This is a genomic window from Psychrobacillus sp. FSL K6-1464 (genome assembly GCF_038003145.1).
Lineage (GTDB): Bacteria > Bacillota > Bacilli > Bacillales_A > Planococcaceae > Psychrobacillus > Psychrobacillus psychrotolerans.
Window position 1 is genome coordinate 2,074,504 of the sequence record NZ_JBBOOP010000001.1, and the last position, 19,074, is coordinate 2,093,577.

Sequence of the window (19,074 nt, forward strand, 5' to 3'; positions counted from 1 at the left end):
TAATACGCCCAAATCCTTTATTGTTGTTAAAAATAAGGCTTTTATAATACAGTTTCGTTACGTTGCGACAAAGTTTTGAATATTATAACATTGATGTCGAATTATATTTATATCCATATTATACCTAAATGTGTAAAAAGGGTAGACCTAAATTCGGTCTACCCCTTTATTTATTCATGGACTCTTTTTCATCATTTCCGTAATCGCTAACGCAGCACCATTTTCTGGTCTATCCACATACATATGAGTAATAACACCAATTAGTTTATCTTTTTGCATAATCGGACTCCCACTCATACCTTGTAAGATTCCACCTGTCTTTTCTATGAGCTTTTTGTCCGTTACAGTAAACTGAAATATATGACCTTCTACAGAAGAAATTTCTATTGCGAAATCCTGAACTTTTTTACCATCGATGGAGGTACGCATAACTGCTTTACCTGTCACTATTTCTTCTGGATCTACAATTTCTACCTCTTGCATAGATATATTTTCTAATGCACTATTGTCCAATTTTCCGAAAACACCGTATACATTATTTTCATTTACTCCACCTATCGGTAGCGTATTTGAAGTGTGGGAGGTTATTTTATAGCCAGGATTTCCTGGAGTACTTTTCTTTATCTGCTCTATTGATGATAAATATATTGAACCTTCCGAGAAATTCGGAGTAATTCCAGACTGTTGGTCCACTATTTGATGACCTAAGGCACCAAATTCTTTTGTATTTGGATCAAAATAAGTTAAAGTACCAATGCCTTCTGTTGCATCTCTCAAAAATGGAAGTAATTTCACCATTTGATTTGGAGTAATGCTTTTCGTATACTTTTCTTTTTTATGCTCATACTGGATAATAATTTGTGTACTATCTTTTAAATGACTTTTTACGTCAATTAGATTTGTCACTGGCTTGTTGTTGATCAGATGAATCGAGTCACCCGTGCGCAGCCATTCATCATCTGAAATTAAAACATCATTATTTACAAAAACGGTACCATAATGTAAATCAATTTGAATGGACTGTCCGAGTGGTACTACTGAAGTCTGTTCTGCAAAAGCTGAATTGTTTGCGAAGAATAAAGTAAAGAAGAGTAGTGGCATTAGCGACCATTTTCGATAGTTTTTCTGCATATTTCACCTCCCTATATTGATACTATGTCCTAGAAAATGTCCGCTATGAGAGGTAAATAATTGATAAAAAAAAGACCTTAGTTAAATAAGGTCTTTAGACGTTTCTAATAATTTTTTTTCGATCTTTTGCTAAAGTTAATAGTTCTTTCGAATGCTGTAATGTTGTGTTTGTGATTTCTGCCCCAGACATCATGCGACTAAGTTCTTCCGCTCGTTTATCGTTTTGCACTTCTTCTAAAACAGTAAACGTGCGATTTCCACTTACTTCTTTTTTAATCATTAAATGCTGATCTGCCATTGCAGCAACCTGTGGTAAATGAGATATACAAAGTACTTGAGAATTCGAAGCAATTCCTGCAATTTTTTCTGCAATCGATTGAGCAACTCGTCCACTTACTCCCGTATCAACCTCATCAAAAATGATGGATGTGATACCTTGATGTTTGGAAAAGATACTCTTGAGTGCCAACATCATTCGAGAAAGTTCTCCGCCTGAAGCAATTTTAGTTAATGCTTTCAAAGGTTCCCCTACGTTAGTTGAAATGTAAAATGATAAATCGTCTAATCCATTTTCATTGTAAACTGGCTTCACAGTCTCATGAAACATAACCGAAAAAGTGGCCTTTTCCATATACAGTTCTTGTAATTGCTCCATAATAGCAACGCTTAATCGTTTTGCTGCGCTTTTACGTTTATCTGTTAAATCCGTAGCTTCTAGTTCCAAGTCAATTTCAATTTGACGTATTTTTTCAGCCATTTTTTGAATTTGCTCATCACGATTCACTAATTGGTCTAAACTATATTGAATCTGATCTTTGTATGCAAGTATCTCTTCAATAGAGGGACCATATTTTCGTTTTAACGTTTGAATAGTAGCTAAACGTTCATCTACAATTTGTAGCTGGTTATTATCAAATTCCATCTCATCCAACTCATTTTTCAGTTGATAAGCCGCATCCTGTAATATGTAAAATGCTGACGATACATTTTCACTTAGCTCTTGCATATTCTTATCCATATCTGCGATATCTTGAAGATCTGCCATAGCAGTTCCTATATAATCCAACCCTTTAGATTCATCTAGTATGGCATCATAGGCGCTACTCATCTTATCAAATACTTTATGAAAATTTTGTAATTTCTTTTTCTGTTCCTGTAACTGTTCCTCTTCACCAATAACTAAGTTTGAGTCAACAATTTCCTCAACCTGGAATGTATACAGATCGATTTTGTGTGCAATCTGTTGTTCATTCTCTGATAGTTTGTCTAGCTCTTTTTTCCATTTTTTATACTGCTTATAAAGTTCTTGATAAGAATCTTTTACTTCTTTTAAGCTTTCTCCTGCAAATTGATCCAATAGATGAATATGTGCCTTATCATCCATCAATTCTTGACTCTCATGTTGGCCGTGGATATCTATTAGAGAAGCACCAATTTCTCTTAAAATACCGATAGTTACAAGTTTCCCGTTTATTCGACAAACGCTTTTTCCTGAAAGATTGATATCTCTTCGTAAAATAATAGACTCGTCTTCAAAATCTATCCCAATATCCTCTAGTTTTTTAATCACTCCATGGCCGGGATTAGCTATTAAAAACAAACCCTCTAATTCTGCTTTTTTTGCCCCATGTCTGATAAATTCATGTGAGCCTCTACCACCGCATAACAAATGTACCGCATCAATAATTATAGACTTCCCTGCTCCAGTTTCTCCTGTAAGAACAGTAAGCCCTTCTTCAAAACTAACTGTCAATTCATCAATAATGGCAAAGTTTTTTATCGTTAGTTCTTTCAACAATAGTTTTCACCTCATTTTAGAGCATTTCGAGTAAGCGCTCTTTAATAACTAGACTGTCTTGTTCTTCTCTACATAGGATTAAACAAGTGTCATCTCCACAAATAGTTCCCAGAATTTCTGGCCAGTCTAAGTAATCTATTAAGGAGCCTATTGCATGAGCATTACCAGGTAACGTTTTCATCACTAAAAAATGACTTGCACCATCGATACTAACAAATGCATCAGACAGGGCTCTTCTCAATTTTTGAATAGGATTAAAGCGTTGGTCTGCAGGTAAACTATACTTATAATTACCGTTTGGCAATGGTACTTTTACTAAATGAAGTTCTTTAATATCTCTCGAAACAGTAGCTTGCGTGACATTATATCCCGCATTTTTTAGAGAGTCTACTAAATCATCCTGTGTTTCGATTTCGTGTTTTGCAATAATATCTCTTATGCGAATATGTCGTTGTCCCTTGTTCATATGGGGTTCACCTCATTGTATATTTATACTATTTAATTTATACAATAGCATTGGTTTAGAAAAGTAACAAGAAAAAAGCGACTCTTTTACAAGAGCCGCAAGATTATTTAAGGAGTTGATGTGCTTCGCCTACTAGTTTATCGAAATCGATCTGATGCGGAGAGAACTCCTCATCGACAATGTTCGTAAGATGAAATAAAAATTCGATATTTCCTTCTCCACCCGTAATAGGAGAGAAAGAAGCACTTTTTAGCTGAAAGTGCTGACTTTCTGCAAAATTAGCTATATCATTCAAAACATCGATATGCACTGCTTTGTCTCGAATTACACCTTTTTTCCCCACTCGATCTTTGCCTGCCTCAAACTGAGGTTTTACAAGGGCAATAACATCACCATTAGGTACTAAAATTGTTTTTAAAGTTGGAAAAATAAGCTTTAACGAAATAAATGATACATCAATCGATGCAAAGGATGGTAAGCCCTCTAAAAAATCTGCAGGTGTTGAATATCTAAAATTCGTTTTTTCCATAACAGTTACACGATCATCTTGCCTAATTTTCCAAGCTAACTGGTTGCTTCCTACATCTAAAGCATAAGCATGCTTTACTCCATTTTGTAAACCACAATCTGTAAATCCACCTGTGGAAGAACCGATATCAAGCATGATTTTGTTTTCAATATTCAAGTCAAATTGTTCTAACGCTTTTTCTAGCTTTAATCCACCGCGGCTAACATACTTTAATACCTGACCCTTTATAGTTAAAACAGAGGTGTTTTCCACCTTTTCTCCAGGTTTGTCTATACGCTCTTCGTTTTTATAAATAAGCCCTGCCATAATCGCACGTTTAGCCTTTTCTCTCGTATCAAATAATCCTTGCTCTACTAATAGTACGTCCACGCGCTCTTTCGGAATTTTAGTCATGACGGAATATACCTAGATGGCTCATTCACTTTTTTAGTCACTACTTTGACAATTTCATCCGTAGTCACATGAATTTCTTCCAGTAATTGATTTACTTCGCCATGTTCGATAAAGATATCAGGAATTCCTATACGATGTACATTTACTTGTAGGTTGTTCTCATTATAAACTTCTAGCACCGCACTACCGAAACCACCTTGAAGCGCACTCTCTTCCACTGTAATAATTGGAATATTACGCGCTTGAAGGTCTAGTAGCATTTTTGTATCTAGTGGTTTTATAAAACGAGCATTGATCACTTCAACGGAAATATTATGTTCGGCAAGTACCTCTGCTGCTTTCATAGCCATAGGAATTGTTGTTCCAAATGTTAGAATAGCTGCCTGTGTACCTTCTTTTAGTACTTCCCAAGTACCAATTGGTATTGTTTTCAATTCTTCATCCATTGGTACACCCAGACCATTTCCTCTTGGGTAACGAAGTGCTATTGGTCCATCAGAATATTCGAAGGCAGTTTTAACCATATGCTGTCCTTCATTTTCATCTTTAGGCATCATAATAACCATATTAGGCATATGACGTAAGAAAGAAATATCAAATACCCCTTGATGAGTTTCTCCATCTGCTCCAACCAAACCAGCTCGGTCAATTGCGACTACAACATTTAAGTTTTGACGACAAATATCATGTAGCATCTGATCATAAGCACGTTGAAGGAATGTTGAATAAATAACAAGCATTGGCTTCATACCATCTGCAGCCATCCCAGCAGCCATTGTAGTAGCATGCTGCTCTGCAATACCTACATCGAACATACGAGTTGGAAATTCAGATGCAAATCCTTCTAGTTTAGATCCGACTGGCATTGCTGGAGTAATCGCTACAATACGTTTATCTGTTCTTGCAAGCTTCCTTGCTGTTTCTGCAACAAGTGCACTCCATGAAGGACCATTGGATGCGGATTTGATCAAATCCCCAGTCTCCATTTTATAAGGTCCAGTTCCATGCCATGTGCCGATTTTATCCAACTCCGCTGGTTTAAAGCCTTTACCTTTTTTCGTAATAACGTGTAAAAGTACCGGTCCTTTCATCTTCTTCGCATATTGTAAGTTTTCTTCTAATGCTTCAAAGTCGTGGCCATCGATTGGTCCAAGGTACGTAAATCCAAGTTCCTCAAAAAACACACCAGAAACTAGTAAATACTTCAGACTATCTTTTACTCGTTCTGCAGTTCCTGCAAGCTTTCCGCCTACCGCTGGAATTTTTTTCAGCAATGATTCTAGTTCATCTTTTGCTTTGTTATAAGTTCCATGAGTACGCAGTCTTCCTAATACATTGTGTAGAGCACCTACATTTGGAGCAATAGACATTTCGTTATCATTTAATATAACGGTAATATCCGTTTGCTCATGCCCGATATGATTTAATGCTTCTAGCGCCATACCACCTGTTAGTGCACCATCACCTATAATTGGCACCACATAGTTTTTCTTGTTTTGTAAATCTCTCGCTTTTGCCATACCCATTGCAGCTGAAAGGGATGTTGAGCTATGACCTGCTTCCCAAACATCATGTTCACTTTCAATACGCTTTGGAAATCCACATAATCCTTTAAACTGACGTAACGTATCGAATTGATCCGCTCGGCCGGTTAAAATTTTATGGACATATGCTTGATGTCCTACATCCCAAAGAAATTTGTCTTCTGGGCTATTAAATGCTTTATGCAAAGCTATAGTAAGTTCTACAACACCTAAGTTTGGCCCAATATGCCCACCAGTTACGGATAAATTTCCTATTAAAAACGATCGAATATCTTCACTAAGTTCCTTTAATTGTTCATTATCTAAACTTTTTAAAAAGGATGGGCTAGAAATTGAAGTTAAATCCATTGCCATCACACACCTTCTATTAGATTTCCTTCTTTACAACTAGTTAATATCATAGCAATAAACGGCTAAAAAACAAAATTATTAGCTACTATTTGGTTCTTTTCGTAATATAATTGGCGAATTCTACTAGTAAACCATTTTGCATTTGTATACTTTCTAATGCTTGAAAAGCTAGATTATACCGATTTTGAAGCTCTTTTTTGGCACCTTCCATTGTCAAAATTGAAGGATATGTATTTTTTTCGCTTATTAAGTCTTTCCCCGCAGTTTTACCCAATTGCTCTGATGTACCTTCTACGTCAAGAATATCATCTTGAATTTGGAACGCCAGCCCAATATGAAAAGCGTATTCTTCTAATGCACTCATTACTTCCTCGGACACATTGGCAATAATAGCTCCAGCCAAAATACTGTAAGACAATAATGCACCTGTTTTGTTCAAGTGAATCTCTTCCAGTTGTTCTAAAGTTAAAGTTTGACCTTCCCCCAGCATATCTAATACTTGGCCTCCAACCATGCCTTCAGCACCAGCAGCGAAGCTAAACTTATCTATTAAAGTTATTTTTAGTTCAGGTGATATATTTGGAAGTCTCGCAATTATACCGAAAACAAGTGTAATAAGAGCATCTCCCGCTAAAATAGCCAGTGCTTCTCCAAATACAATGTGATTGGTCGGCTTTCCGCGACGTAAATCATCATTGTCCATCGCCGGTAAATCATCATGGATTAACGAGTATGTGTGAATCATTTCAATCGTACTTGCCACAATAATGGCATCCTCATTTTGAACATCCAATTCTTTTAAAACTGCAAGCGTATACAGTGGTCGCACTCTTTTTCCACCTGCTTGAAGTGAATAGAGCATAGCATCTTTTAAAGGCTGAGGTGCCTTTAAATCTTTTATAAGATCATGTAATGTTTTATCAATAAGTGGCTGATTGGTTTCAATAAATGAAGTTAATAAATTACTCATGGACTCCACCAGCATCTTCTTTGTTTTCATCCATAAATGTCACTAATTGTTTCTCTGCCTTTTGTAATTTGTCACTACAAACTTTAGAAAGCTCCATACCTTTTTGATACAACTCTATAGCACTTTCTAAAGGTACGTCGCCTTGTTCTAACTGACGAACGATATTTTCTAATTGCAGCAATGCTTCGTCGAATAGAATATCCTTTTTAGTCATAAATATTAATCCTCACTTTCTTTCACTTCAACTCGCCTAACGATTGCTTCTAATTGACCATCTTGTAATGTAACAAATATAGAATCATCTTTTTTTACATTTTCTACGGATTTAACTAGTTGACCTTCTTTGTATATAATACTGTATCCACGATCCATAATCTTTAATGGATTTAACGCTTCTAATGTTCGAATAGAACTAACAAATTGCTGACGATGTTTTTCAAATGTGGATAGTGAAGCTTGGTTCAATTGATTCGTTACAGATTGTACAGATTTATGATGTTGATCGATTACTTTTTGTGGAGATAATTGAGAAAATCTATTTTGAACTTGTAAAAAATCACGTTGTTTGTCTTTAAAGAGAAAACTAGTTTCTCTTTGTAGCTGCTGTTCCGTACGAACGAACCTTTCTATAAAAGGACGATATAATTTCTCTGGGGTTGCCAGTACAGGTGATTCCATAGCCCGGTTATACCTGTTTTTTTCATCTGTTATACGTTTCGTAATGAAGTGTAAGCTAGCCGATTGAAATGATAAAATATTTTGCATTAGATTTTCTTTGCTAGGTACTGCCATTTCAGCTGCAGCTGTTGGGGTTGGAGCTCTTAAATCAGAAACGAAATCAGCAATAGTTGTATCTGTTTCATGACCGATTGCGCTGATTATTGGAATCTTGCTGTTAGCAATAGCTCTAGCTACAACTTCCTCGTTAAAAGCCCAGAGATCCTCAATAGAACCTCCCCCTCGTCCTACGATTAAAACGTCTATATCGCCTGTTCGATTGGCTTTTTCAATAGACTTCACAATAGAAGGCGCAGCTTGAGGTCCTTGAACGATACTAGGATATACGATTACTTCAGAAATAGGATAACGGCGTTCCAATGTAGTTAGGATATCTCGTATAGCTGCTCCGGTTTTAGAAGTGACCACACCAATTTTTTTCGGAAATATTGGTATGGCTTTTTTGCGACTTGGATGGAAGAGTCCTTCTTGTTGCAATTTCTTTTTTAATTGTTCAAATGCTAAAAAAAGCTCCCCTATACCGTCTGGCTGTATAGTAGCAGCATATAACTGGTATTGTCCAGCTACCTCGAATACATTTATATCTCCTCTTACGAGTACATTCATGCCACTTTCAGGAACAAACTTTAATGTTTTGGCATTCATGGCAAACATAACAGAAGTAATTCGGGCAGCATCGTCTTTAAGCGTAAAATAGATATGTCCGCTAGAATGAACTTTCACATTAGAAAGCTCCCCTTTAACATACACATCTCGCAAATGTGTATCCGCATCAAATTTCCGCTTTATGTATTTCGTTAAGGCTTTAACAGTTAAGTACTTACTCGGCTCTGTAGTCACAAAAACAACTCCATTAGTATAAAAATAAATTTACTTGAGTCAATCTCATAAGACATATGAAACAGTGAAATCCGAACAATGTTGATTATCGCTTCAGGCGACGCTTTCCGTGGGCACGGCTTCAATCACGAAATCCACTTTGTATAAAAGGATAATTAAATAAAATATCACATAAAAACTCGTATTTTATATTAAAATAAGTAATTACGAAACTTACTCACTTACTGAATCATTTAAATAGCAGATAAAAATAGAGCATTCTCAAATTCAACAGTGATTACAAGATCGATTTATCTAGACCTAAATCTAAATCTAATTCTTCTCAGCATAGGCTTTGCAAAATCTTATTGATAGGTACTACTCCCTTAATTGATTGAAGTGAAATGTGGCGACTCCAACGGGATGAGTGAGACAGATGAGCTATCACAACGACGCGTAGCGACGGTGATAGCTCATCGCTCACCCCGCGGAAAGCGTCCACATGTAACCGAAATCAGTTGCATTAACAGATTAGCAGCTCACTGTATTTGTCATTCAATTTAAAAGCTGTCTTTCATAGAAAAACAGCTCCACAATTATTTATTAGTTAATGTATTTTCAGCCGCTAAACAAGTATTTTCCATTAGCATTGCGATTGTCATCGGACCTACCCCACCAGGAACTGGAGTAATTTTAGAAGCTACTTTTTGAGCAGATTCGAAATCCACATCACCACAAAGCTTGTTGTTCTCGTCGCGGTTAATGCCTACGTCAATGACTACAGCACCTTCTTTTATATAACTTGCATCTATCATTTTAGTTCTACCAGTTGCTACAACTAAAATATCCGCTTGTTTCGTAAAAGAATGTAAATCCTTTGTTCTAGAATGACAGTATGTAACGGTAGCATCCTTTTGTAGCAATAATTGTCCCATTGGTTTACCAACAATATTACTGCGACCAATAATAACAGCATGTTTACCTGCAATTTCTACATCACTATATTCAAGTAATTTCATTACGCCAAAAGGTGTACATGGAAGGAACGATTGTTGACCAATCATCATTTTTCCCACATTTTCCGGATGGAAACCATCTACATCTTTTTGTGGTGAGATAGCTGCGATTACTCTGTCCTCATTAATTTGAGGAGGCAAAGGCAATTGAACTAAAATACCATGAATTTTGTCATCAACGTTTAGTGCCTCTACATTTTTAAGAAGCTCCACTTCAGAAATATTTTCGTCCAACTCTATTTGTACGGAATACATACCTAAACGTTCACACGTTTTTGCTTTGTTGTTTACATATGTTTGTGAGGCCGGATTATTACCTACTAAAACTACTGCTAATCCTGGAACGACACCTTTAGATTTTAGGTTCTCCACACGTTCTTTCACTTTTTCTGTAACTAAGCCTGCAATTTGTTTTCCATCAATTTTTGTAGTAGACACTTCATAAGCTCCTTAAGGCAATGTAGATTATTGCTCAGTATATTTAGATAAAACACCATTTACAAAACGACTTGACTTTTCGTCACCAAATATTTTAGAAATTTCTAATGCTTCATTAATGACAACTTTAGCTGGAGTTTCTTTGTTATAAAGTAATTCAAATACTGCTATTCTTAGCACTGTACGTTCAATCTTCGGAAGTCTGGAAAGCGACCAGTTTTCTAATTTATCTGTTAATGTTGCATCTATTTCCTCTTTGTAATTCACGACTCCAGTTACTACTTGAGTTAGGAAAGGATCTGTCTCTTCCGTCACATGCCCAATAGCTTCTTCTATGGAAATTTCATGATTATCTAATTGAAATAGTGCTTGTAATGCTAATTCTCGAGCTTGTCTTCGTTTCATAATTTAGTTCTCCTTTAAATGTAACTATCTAGACAATCATAGCATATTTTTTTGTAGTATGCGCATTAGAAAGGCAAAAAAAGAAAGAGCTATCTAACTAATAGCTCTTTCTCTTTTATTCTACTGTATCGAATTGTACACCTGTAATATGTACATTCACTTCTTTGGGAGTTAAACTCGTCATATTTTCAATTGCTTGACGAATTTGAGATTGTACTTCTCTAGCAACTTTAGGAACGGAAGAGCCATATTTTACTAGGCAATATACGTCTATAAACAGGCCATCATTGTTTATCTCCGTTTTGATCCCTTTACCATGTACTTTTTTTCCTAGACGTTCCACTACACCTGCAGCAAAGTTGCCTCGTGTACCAGCAATTCCCTCTACTTCGGTTGTAGCAATACCAGCAATTACAGTAATTACTTCGGGAGCTATTTCAATTGTCCCTAGATCTTCTTTTCCTTCAGGAGTCATTTGAACAAACTTTTGTTCAGTAGTTTCTGTCATATCATTCACTCCTTATTATGAATTCATTACATCATATTTTTCTAAGAATTTCGTATCAAAATCTCCTGACTTAAATACTTCATGATTCATGAGCTTCGAATGGAATCCAATAGTAGTTTCGACTCCCTCAATCGCAAATTCACTTAGTGCACGTTTCATTTTAGCAATTGCTTCTTCTCTAGTTGCTGCATGGACAATAAGCTTTGCAACCATTGAATCATAAAACGGGGGAATCGTATAACCTGGGTATACAGCTGAATCTACCCGAACTCCTAATCCACCTGGAGGCAAGTAAAATTCAACTAATCCTGGTGAAGGCATAAAGTTTTTAGAAGGGTTTTCTGCATTGATACGACATTCAATTGCCCATCCATTAAGTTTAATATCTTTTTGTTCGAATGGCAACTTTTCGCCAGATGCCACTAAGAGCATTTGTTTGATAAGATCCACGCCTGTAATCATTTCTGTAACAGGATGCTCCACTTGAATACGTGTGTTCATCTCCATAAAGTAGAATTTTTGAGCTATATGATCAAAGATAAACTCTACAGTGCCTGCACTTTCATATCCAACAGCAAGTGCGGCTTTTACAGCTGCTTCACCCATCTCTGCACGAAGCGCTTCTGACAACGCAGGAGAAGGGGCTTCTTCCACTAGCTTTTGCATACGACGCTGCACGGTACAATCTCGCTCACCTAAGTGAACTGCATTTCCATGACCATCTGCTAACACTTGTATTTCTACATGACGGAATATTTCAATGTATTTCTCTAAGTAAACACCAGGATTACCAAATGCCGCGGCTGCTTCTTTTTGAGTTATTTTAATGCCATTTAGAAGATCTTCCTCATCTTTTGCAACACGGATACCTTTACCGCCGCCTCCAGCTGTTGCTTTGATAATTACAGGAAAGCCTATTTCATTTGCAACTTTCAATGCATCTTCATCCGTTTCTACAATACCTTTAGATCCAGGCACTGTTGGAACTCCTGCTTTTTGCATTGTTTCTTTTGCAACGTCCTTAATCCCCATGCTTTTAATGGCAGAGGAAGTTGGTCCGATAAATTTAATATCACATTCTTCACAAAGCTCAGCAAACTCCGCATTTTCTGCTAGGAATCCATAACCAGGATGAATTCCATCACAACCGGTAAGTTTTGCTACAGTAATAATATTAGAGAAATTCAAATAAGAATCCTTCGAGAGTCTTGGTCCTATACAGTAAGCCTCATCAGCAATCTGAACATGAAGCGCTTCCCGATCCGCTTCTGAATATACAGCGACTGTTTCAATATCTAATTCTTTACATGCACGTATTATACGGACAGCTATTTCTCCGCGATTGGCAATTAGTACTTTTTTCATCATCCTAGCTCCCTTCTTAGTTTCCTTTAACGAGGAACAGAGGTTGACCATATTCAACTAATTGTCCATCTTTCACAAGAATTTCTACTACTTGCCCGTCAATTTCAGCTTCAATTTCATTAAACAGCTTCATTGCTTCCACGATACAAACAATCGAATCAGCAGATACTTTCGTACCAACCTCTACGTATGCTGCTGTATCAGGAGATGAAGATTGGTAGAATGTTCCTACCATTGGTGAAATAATCGTATGTAATGAACTATCCACAACACTTTCAGTAGTAGCTTCTTCTACATCTTGTTGCTTTGGTGCTTCTTGAGCGACTGGTGCTTTTACTTCTACTTGTTTTGGTTGTTCTATTATAGATGAGCTCTCAAACGTTTCACTCGTAGAATTTACAAAACCTTTTTCATTCTTTTTCAATTTAATCTTAGTGCCTTCTGATTCGTATAAAAATTCATCTAAAGAAGACTGATCTACTAGTTTAATAATTTCTCTAATTTCTTGTATCTTCATTTTGTTTAATCCCCTTTAATCTACATTATTTATAGCTCCATATTCTATTTTAGACTTTTTTTCGCAAATTTGAAATAGATAGAGCTAATTATTCTGAAATAATAAATAAATGATGCCTTATCAATATATTGAAAGTCCTTTGTTAGAGGGTTTCAAAAACATTTTAGTCTTTGCTTATTTTATCAATAACAATAACTTCAAAACATATTTATACTATTTTTTCTTCCTTTAGGTTTAAATTAAAAAAAAAGCGCCTATTCAGGCACTCTTCAAAATTACTATTTAGCTTACTCGCCATCAAAGTTTACTTCAACATTATATGCTTTTGGCCACTCACGTTTCACTGCATAAATAATCTCAGATGCTTTTTTAGTTGATTGTTCGTTAGAAACAACGTCTATTAAAACATCACTCTCTTCGATTCGTACTAATGCATCATCGTAACCTAATGATTTGATGATTAACTCCAGCATCGCTTCTGTAGAATCTATTTTAACTAGCTCTTCAATTTTGTTATATGCCTCGTCTTTTTGTTCTGCTGTGAATTCATTGGAACCTACTTTTGTAGTTAGCTGATCGCGTAATTGACTACGTTTTTCTGTAACTTCCATTCTCATTTCTTCAAATGCATTGCTCTGTGAAACGAATGATTCCTCATTTGTTGATGACGTTTCTACTAGTCCTACCTCATCTATCGTGTCATCGGAAAATAAAGCAATTCCATCGAATGGTGATGGTTGATCCGATACATAAAAAACTGTTACTACTGCAACTAGACTAAATAATGTTAAAAACCATACAGATCTCTTTTTATTCATATTTTTTATCCTCCAATTCCATTTCTTCTATCACAATTCGATGTGGAGATATTTGCAATACAGATGATAGTGTTTTTATCAAACTATTTTGTATACGTTTGTCGTTCGCCCCTTCCGCAACTACTAGTATTCCAATCAAATTCTCCTTGTCCTTTTTAGTCTCACTTGTCCACTGGAAAAATGATAAATCACTTTCCGCATTCTTTTCAGAGCTCTCTTCGTAATGGAAATACACTGCAACTTTGCCCACTCCGTTTATCTTCTCTAAAATCGAAGTTAGGTTTTCTGTAGTTTGGTTGACAGTTTCTTCGGGTTTAACAACCTTCCCCTCATCACGAGTGAGTAAATCAGAAAAAAGAAGACTTATGAAAAGGACAGCTATACAAATAACAACAAAACGAAAAGTGGGTTTTTGTTTTAATGAAATTTGATTCACCCTTCTTTTCATGCTGGATACAATACTTTATGCAAGACAACCTGTTTATATGAAGAGAAAGCTCAGAATCCAATAGATAATTGCAATTTTTACAAGAAATCCATTTCGTTCCGTATCTGTATGCTCCAATAAGATAGAAAGAAACTCACCGACTAGAACAATTATTAAAATACCAAAGAGAAGTGTCGTAACGATGGTTACTATCCTTTCCCACTTATTAGTAGTTTTGCAAATAGCATGGTTAATATAATTGTGAAGAAAAATGTAAACGCGATTAATACCGAAATAATAGATAGTACAAATAGCGTTTTTCCAATGTCATCTAACAATCCACTTATATTACCTTCTACAAACGGTTCCAAAATAGCACTAAGTAAACGATATAGAAAAGCAATTAGAATTGTTTGGATCGTTGGAATAGACACTAACATTAGCACTGATAGAATTACTGCATTTCCGGTTATAACCGAAGCAGATGAGGAGAAATTTTTCATCGTACTAATACTTTCTGTTAGTAAAGAACCAACAAAAGGAATATTATTTTGTATAAGTCTTTTTACAGTCTCATTGACAGTTCCACTTACAGACCATGTTATGACACCATTGACGGACATGAAAATACTATATAACAGTAGAATAATAGAAGTAGAACCTATTAAAGTTAGCCGGATGAGATCAGCCATTTTGGCAAAAGAAGTTGGAGGATGAATTCTACTGATCAAATCAAATATAAACGCAGCCATTATAGCAGGTATTAATATTTTCCCAGCTAACACGGTAGTAAATGAGGCAAATAGCATAACTGCTGGATTCCAAGAGGTTATTAAAAATGCTCCACCAGAAGCTGCAATCCCTAGCGTTAAAATTGGATAAATCCCTAAGAAGAGAGTCACTAATTCTTTTGTCATCGCTTGAATCATCTCTAAAGAGCGGATAGCTGGCTCTAAACAATAGATACATATTATTAACATAAATAACAATTTCAATAATTTCTTGCTAGACGGGATAAACCATTCCAGACAAATAAAGATAAATCCAAATAATAGCATGTACGAAAAAGTTTGTGCTACCTCTTTAACCGGTTGCACTAAAGACATAAGCATCTCTTCCATAGCTGTTCATTCCTTCAAGAGAGTAGTCCCAAAATTGATATAAACTTGTCGTAAAATTGTTGCATATGATTCAACCAGACAATGAGTAAAATAGCTTTGGTCGTAAAAGTAAATAACGATGCCAGGCTTGTATATTCATAGTCCAAAAGCAGGTCTTCAATTATTTGCGAAAGGAACAATAGTACGACTGAGAATGTCAGTAGTTTGAAGACCGGTAATAGATTAGTTGGTAATACGTTGATATACTGGGAGACCAAAGGAATGATAAATACGGTTAAAATATAAGTTAAAAAGAGAAAAATGTAGATTGTATACACAATTGTATGAATGCGAGGGTAAATTTCTTTTATAAGCTGCAATAGCACAAATGCTAGAATGATTGTTATGTAAATGATCATAGGCTAACTCGTCATCATAAGCCATTCTAAAAATGTAGATATTTCGTAAAAGAAAAGTTTTAACAGTCGCAATAATTCAATTGTCATATAGATATAACCAACGAAAAATAAAAAAAACGCAAATTCCTTTTTGCCAGTAGATTCAAAAAACAAGTGAAGAATAGCTATTAAAATACCAATTCCCGCAACTCGAAGTACATCGTGAAGTTCCACAATGCCTCCCCCTTCCATACAAACAACATATGATAGCGTAGAGCGTAATATGAAAGAAAAGTGCATATGAGGATGAATACTTAGATCTATATTCTAGTAAAGAAAGGGTTTTTATTTTCTTAGTCGAATTATTTAAGAGGTATTGATGTTAGCTTAAACAAACAAATTCTTAAATTTGGTATGAAGGGGAGAATATATTAGTTGATCATTCGTGCATATAAAGATTCTGATGAAATAGGTTGGATTCGATGTAGAGTGCTATCATTTTTGCATACAGCTTATTTTGATAATGTTTTAAAGAAAAAGGAAAGCTATGAAAATCCTGCAATCGAATTAGTTGCAGAATTAAACGGACAAATTGTTGGACTCATTGACGTTGAGTATGAAAAGGAAGAAAAGACCGTTTGTTCAAGAGGAGAAGGTTTAGGAGGAATGATTTGGCATATTGCTGTTCATCCAGATTATTATCGACAAGGAATTGGCGAGAAACTACTTCATGCAGCGGAAAAGCAAGCAATTAATATCGGTCTAAATCGTTTTGAAGCTTGGACTAGAGATGACCCTTGGGTACGGAACTGGTATGAAAAAATGTTGTTCCATAAAGTGCATTCATACTACCATATTTACTTGGAAGGAAAAGAAATGAAAAATAAAATTCAAAGTAACATTCCTAAACTCCATTTAGTCAATGCATTTGCACATTATGTTGGAGACGAGATGGAACAGTTTAAAACATCTAGCCAACGAATTCATGAATGTGTTTGTTATGAAAAATATCTTAAAATTCAATAGTTCCTTGTGCAACTACCGTCCGTGCTTTACTTCAATAAGAAGTAAAGCCTTTTTCTTAGCTCATTTTTACCTATCTTTATTACTATTTTTTGTAAAAAAAGAGCCTCACAAATGTGAGACCCTTCATCGAATCTAGTTTTAAATTATTGTGCTCTTGATACGTATGAACCTTCATCTGTATTGATGATTAGCTTATCGCCAACATTGATAAACAATGGAACCGTTACTACTAAACCAGTTTCAAGACTAGCAGTTTTAGAACCGCCGCCTGACGTATCTCCTTTGATACCTGGCTCTGTTTCCGTTACTTCAAGAACAACTGATTTTGGTAATTCTACTCCTAGTGTTTCCCCTTGGAATTGAATTACATGTATTTCCATGTTTTCGCGTAAGAATTTTAATTCATATTCGATTTGGTTTTCATTTAACTCAATTTGTTCGTAAGACTCAGTATCCATAAATACATGCTGATCACCATTTGCATATAAATATTGCATTTTAAAGTTATCAATTTGTGCTTTTTCCACTTTTTCTCCAGCGCGGAAAGTTTTTTCGTTTACTGCACCGTTACGTAAATTTCTCAACTTAGAACGTACAAATGCTGCGCCTTTACCAGGTTTTACATGTTGGAAATCTAGCACTCGATATAATACACCATCCACTAAAATTGTTAAGCCTGTTTTAAAATCATTTACTGAAATCATTATTTTTCCTCCAAATTAAGATAAGATTAGTAATTCTTTTGTTGAATGCGTTAGCTTCTCTAAACCATTCTCTGTCACAAGAGCATCATCTTCGATTCTGACTCCACCAATATTCGGCAGATAAATACCAGGTTCAATCGTGATAACCATACCTGGCTCCAAAACGATATCGGAACGGAATGACAATCCAGGACCCTCATGCACTTCTAAACCAATCCCATGACCCAACGAATGACCAAATGCTTCCCCGTAACCTTTTGAAGCAATATAATCTCGAGCGATAGCGTCTGCTTCTTTACCAGTCATTCCTGGTTTAACTTTTTCTAAAGCTAATAGTTGAGAATCAAGGACTACTTGATAGATTTCTTTTAATTGATCACTTGGTTCCCCAACTGCCAACGTACGTGTCGTATCCGAAATATACCCATTGTATAATGCACCGAAGTCTAATGTGACAAAATCTCCATTTTCAATGACTTTATCCGTAGCAACACCGTGCGGAAGTGCTGAACGTGTTCCAGAAGCTACTATTGTATCAAAGGAAGAAGAAGTTGCTCCTTTTTTGCGCATGAAAAATTCTAATTCATTCGATACTTCAAGCTCAGTCATACCTGGTTTTATGTAAGTAACGATATGCTCATATGCTTCATCAGCAATACGACAAGCTGCCTTTATTATACTAATCTCTTCGTCCGTCTTAATCAAGCGAATTTTTTCAACAAGGCCTGAAAGTGGCACTAAATCGACTTGTACAGCTTGCTTGTATAGTTCATAATCGCTATACGTCACATCATTTTTTTCAAATCCTAATGAGTTGATCCCCATATCTGTTACTTGTGTAGCAATTTCTTCCATCATTGTTTTCTTATGTTGTACTATACGAAAATCTTTAATCTGACTCGCGGCTTGCTCTGTGTAACGAAAATCTGTTATAAACACTGCATCTGTTTTAGAAATTATTGTGACACCAGCTGTTCCAGTGAATCCTGTCATGTAGCGGATGCTATGACCATTCGTAATTAACAGAGCGTCTACTCCATTTTCTTCAAGTGCTGCACGTAATTTACTAAGTTTCATTTTTAGCCCTCATCTCATTTTCTATATTACTTCTTTGTATATTTTATCATAGTAAGTGAGGGCGGTAAATTTTTCATTTTTCTAGAGGATTATCTTTGTAGTGAAATATCGCCGATTCCATGATAAAACGAACAGCTACTATAACAATACAGATAAAAGGGATCGATATTTTTTTTATCGTTTTCTCTATTGAATCTGCATCTAAAATAATCCATTCAAGTACAATCGCAATGATGAGGCCTATGGTAAAACTAGTGATGGAAACTGGAATTTTAATAAATAATAATCCTAAATAGTATAGAAGAAAACAAATTCCCCAGATGACTAAAAATAAAATAATCCATTTCAAATAAACATTGGTCCCTTTTAAAAAGAGAAAAGTTTTCGTATATCCGATAGGATTCCACTTGATGAATTGAAAATAATCCAACATTTTAAATAGAATGGTCGTTCCAATTGCCGCAACCATACTAGTAATAATCGATAATCCTTTCATGTAAATCTCCTTTGTTTTTCCTATAGTTTAAGCGAAAGAA

Annotated in this window: 21 protein-coding genes; 1 reads left to right on the forward strand and 20 read right to left on the reverse strand. The window is 35.6% G+C overall.

All coding sequences use genetic code 11. The features are described 5' to 3' along the window. Positions 1 to 174: 174 nt before the first annotated feature. The 17 genes from MKX39_RS10470 to MKX39_RS10550 all read right to left on the reverse strand — a co-directional run bounded on the left by MKX39_RS10470 (position 175) and on the right by MKX39_RS10550 (position 15,965). A complete protein-coding gene (locus MKX39_RS10470; protein ID WP_093538437.1) occupies positions 175 to 1,131 on the reverse strand; it encodes a SpoIVB peptidase S55 domain-containing protein in 957 nt (318 codons plus the stop codon). A 94-nt stretch (positions 1,132 to 1,225) separates the two neighbouring features. Beyond that, entirely contained in the window at positions 1,226 to 2,929 is a 1,704-nt protein-coding gene (gene recN, locus MKX39_RS10475; RefSeq protein WP_340769534.1) for a DNA repair protein RecN, read from the reverse strand. Between the two features lie 16 nt (positions 2,930 to 2,945). Then, positions 2,946 to 3,395, reverse strand: coding sequence for a transcriptional regulator AhrC/ArgR (ahrC, locus tag MKX39_RS10480; protein ID WP_093538435.1), 450 nt, complete (start codon positions 3,393 to 3,395; stop codon positions 2,946 to 2,948). Between the two features lie 103 nt (positions 3,396 to 3,498). Further along, the gene (locus tag MKX39_RS10485) at positions 3,499 to 4,317 is read right to left on the reverse strand and encodes a TlyA family RNA methyltransferase (protein WP_340762545.1); all 819 of its coding nucleotides are present in this window, start codon (positions 4,315 to 4,317) and stop codon (positions 3,499 to 3,501) included. Further along, entirely contained in the window at positions 4,314 to 6,209 is a 1,896-nt protein-coding gene (gene dxs, locus MKX39_RS10490) for a 1-deoxy-D-xylulose-5-phosphate synthase (RefSeq protein ID WP_340771417.1), read from the reverse strand. The genes MKX39_RS10485 and dxs overlap by 4 nt, the downstream gene beginning before the upstream one ends. 88 nt (positions 6,210 to 6,297) lie before the next feature. Next, positions 6,298 to 7,182 carry a polyprenyl synthetase family protein gene (locus MKX39_RS10495; protein ID WP_340769535.1) on the reverse strand — a complete coding sequence of 295 codons (885 nt, stop codon included), beginning with the start codon at positions 7,180 to 7,182 and terminating at the stop codon, positions 6,298 to 6,300. Beyond that, positions 7,175 to 7,396: an exodeoxyribonuclease VII small subunit gene (locus MKX39_RS10500; protein WP_340769536.1), complete on the reverse strand. Its 222-nt coding sequence runs from the start codon at positions 7,394 to 7,396 to the stop codon at positions 7,175 to 7,177. Before MKX39_RS10500 ends, MKX39_RS10495 begins: the two co-directional genes overlap by 8 nt. 5 nt (positions 7,397 to 7,401) lie before the next feature. Then, positions 7,402 to 8,760, reverse strand: a complete 1,359-nt coding sequence (gene xseA, locus MKX39_RS10505; RefSeq protein WP_340769537.1) for an exodeoxyribonuclease VII large subunit — start codon at positions 8,758 to 8,760, stop codon at positions 7,402 to 7,404. Positions 8,761 to 9,335: 575 nt separating this feature from the next. Continuing rightward, the gene (folD, locus tag MKX39_RS10510; RefSeq protein ID WP_340762549.1) at positions 9,336 to 10,193 is read right to left on the reverse strand and encodes a bifunctional methylenetetrahydrofolate dehydrogenase/methenyltetrahydrofolate cyclohydrolase FolD; all 858 of its coding nucleotides are present in this window, start codon (positions 10,191 to 10,193) and stop codon (positions 9,336 to 9,338) included. Positions 10,194 to 10,220: 27 nt separating this feature from the next. Continuing rightward, a complete protein-coding gene (gene nusB, locus MKX39_RS10515; RefSeq protein WP_093538429.1) occupies positions 10,221 to 10,598 on the reverse strand; it encodes a transcription antitermination factor NusB in 378 nt (125 codons plus the stop codon). A 115-nt stretch (positions 10,599 to 10,713) separates the two neighbouring features. Continuing rightward, positions 10,714 to 11,106 carry an Asp23/Gls24 family envelope stress response protein gene (locus tag MKX39_RS10520; RefSeq protein WP_093538428.1) on the reverse strand — a complete coding sequence of 131 codons (393 nt, stop codon included), beginning with the start codon at positions 11,104 to 11,106 and terminating at the stop codon, positions 10,714 to 10,716. Positions 11,107 to 11,121: 15 nt separating this feature from the next. After that, complete coding sequence (accC, locus tag MKX39_RS10525) at positions 11,122 to 12,474, reverse strand: acetyl-CoA carboxylase biotin carboxylase subunit (RefSeq protein ID WP_340762550.1); 1,353 nt, start codon at positions 12,472 to 12,474, stop codon at positions 11,122 to 11,124. Positions 12,475 to 12,487: 13 nt separating this feature from the next. Further along, positions 12,488 to 12,988, reverse strand: coding sequence for an acetyl-CoA carboxylase biotin carboxyl carrier protein (gene accB / locus MKX39_RS10530; RefSeq protein ID WP_340769538.1), 501 nt, complete (start codon positions 12,986 to 12,988; stop codon positions 12,488 to 12,490). Positions 12,989 to 13,275: 287 nt separating this feature from the next. After that, complete coding sequence (locus MKX39_RS10535) at positions 13,276 to 13,806, reverse strand: SpoIIIAH-like family protein (RefSeq protein ID WP_093538425.1); 531 nt, start codon at positions 13,804 to 13,806, stop codon at positions 13,276 to 13,278. Next, on the reverse strand, positions 13,799 to 14,242 hold the full coding sequence (locus MKX39_RS10540) for a hypothetical protein (protein WP_340769539.1): 444 nt from the start codon (positions 14,240 to 14,242) through the stop codon (positions 13,799 to 13,801). Before MKX39_RS10540 ends, MKX39_RS10535 begins: the two co-directional genes overlap by 8 nt. 200 nt (positions 14,243 to 14,442) lie before the next feature. Next, positions 14,443 to 15,354: a stage III sporulation protein AE gene (locus MKX39_RS10545; protein ID WP_093538423.1), complete on the reverse strand. Its 912-nt coding sequence runs from the start codon at positions 15,352 to 15,354 to the stop codon at positions 14,443 to 14,445. Positions 15,355 to 15,755: 401 nt separating this feature from the next. Continuing rightward, positions 15,756 to 15,965, reverse strand: a complete 210-nt coding sequence (locus tag MKX39_RS10550; RefSeq protein ID WP_093538422.1) for a SpoIIIAC/SpoIIIAD family protein — start codon at positions 15,963 to 15,965, stop codon at positions 15,756 to 15,758. Between the two features lie 201 nt (positions 15,966 to 16,166). Here MKX39_RS10550 and MKX39_RS10555 point away from each other — a divergent pair, with 201 nt between their 5' ends. Next, entirely contained in the window at positions 16,167 to 16,757 is a 591-nt protein-coding gene (locus tag MKX39_RS10555) for a GNAT family N-acetyltransferase (protein ID WP_340769540.1), read from the forward strand. Between the two features lie 143 nt (positions 16,758 to 16,900). Here the strand turns inward: MKX39_RS10555 and efp are convergent, their stop codons facing one another. From efp to MKX39_RS10570, 3 genes are all read right to left on the reverse strand, one after another. Further along, complete coding sequence (efp, locus tag MKX39_RS10560) at positions 16,901 to 17,461, reverse strand: elongation factor P (RefSeq protein ID WP_093538420.1); 561 nt, start codon at positions 17,459 to 17,461, stop codon at positions 16,901 to 16,903. A gap of 15 nt (positions 17,462 to 17,476) precedes the next feature. Then, a complete protein-coding gene (locus tag MKX39_RS10565; protein WP_093538419.1) occupies positions 17,477 to 18,538 on the reverse strand; it encodes a M24 family metallopeptidase in 1,062 nt (353 codons plus the stop codon). A gap of 73 nt (positions 18,539 to 18,611) precedes the next feature. Continuing rightward, on the reverse strand, positions 18,612 to 19,034 hold the full coding sequence (locus tag MKX39_RS10570) for a hypothetical protein (RefSeq protein WP_340769541.1): 423 nt from the start codon (positions 19,032 to 19,034) through the stop codon (positions 18,612 to 18,614). Positions 19,035 to 19,074: the final 40 nt, after the last annotated feature.

What these genes read in the sequence shown, in the direction of transcription:
- MKX39_RS10470 (WP_093538437.1), bottom strand. Translation starts at nt 1,131, where the DNA reads ATGCAGAAAAACTATCGAAAATGGTCGCTAATGCCACTACTCTTCTTT.
- ahrC (WP_093538435.1), bottom strand. Translation starts at nt 3,395, where the DNA reads ATGAACAAGGGACAACGACATATTCGCATAAGAGATATTATTGCAAAA.
- MKX39_RS10485 (WP_340762545.1), bottom strand. Translation starts at nt 4,317, where the DNA reads ATGACTAAAATTCCGAAAGAGCGCGTGGACGTACTATTAGTAGAGCAA.
- dxs (WP_340771417.1), bottom strand. Translation starts at nt 6,209, where the DNA reads ATGGATTTAACTTCAATTTCTAGCCCATCCTTTTTAAAAAGTTTAGAT.
- MKX39_RS10495 (WP_340769535.1), bottom strand. Translation starts at nt 7,182, where the DNA reads ATGAGTAATTTATTAACTTCATTTATTGAAACCAATCAGCCACTTATT.
- MKX39_RS10500 (WP_340769536.1), bottom strand. Translation starts at nt 7,396, where the DNA reads ATGACTAAAAAGGATATTCTATTCGACGAAGCATTGCTGCAATTAGAA.
- nusB (WP_093538429.1), bottom strand. Translation starts at nt 10,598, where the DNA reads ATGAAACGAAGACAAGCTCGAGAATTAGCATTACAAGCACTATTTCAA.
- MKX39_RS10520 (WP_093538428.1), bottom strand. Translation starts at nt 11,106, where the DNA reads ATGACAGAAACTACTGAACAAAAGTTTGTTCAAATGACTCCTGAAGGA.
- accC (WP_340762550.1), bottom strand. Translation starts at nt 12,474, where the DNA reads ATGATGAAAAAAGTACTAATTGCCAATCGCGGAGAAATAGCTGTCCGT.
- accB (WP_340769538.1), bottom strand. Translation starts at nt 12,988, where the DNA reads ATGAAGATACAAGAAATTAGAGAAATTATTAAACTAGTAGATCAGTCT.
- MKX39_RS10535 (WP_093538425.1), bottom strand. Translation starts at nt 13,806, where the DNA reads ATGAATAAAAAGAGATCTGTATGGTTTTTAACATTATTTAGTCTAGTT.
- MKX39_RS10545 (WP_093538423.1), bottom strand. Translation starts at nt 15,354, where the DNA reads ATGGAAGAGATGCTTATGTCTTTAGTGCAACCGGTTAAAGAGGTAGCA.
- efp (WP_093538420.1), bottom strand. Translation starts at nt 17,461, where the DNA reads ATGATTTCAGTAAATGATTTTAAAACAGGCTTAACAATTTTAGTGGAT.
- MKX39_RS10565 (WP_093538419.1), bottom strand. Translation starts at nt 18,538, where the DNA reads ATGAAACTTAGTAAATTACGTGCAGCACTTGAAGAAAATGGAGTAGAC.
- MKX39_RS10570 (WP_340769541.1), bottom strand. Translation starts at nt 19,034, where the DNA reads ATGAAAGGATTATCGATTATTACTAGTATGGTTGCGGCAATTGGAACG.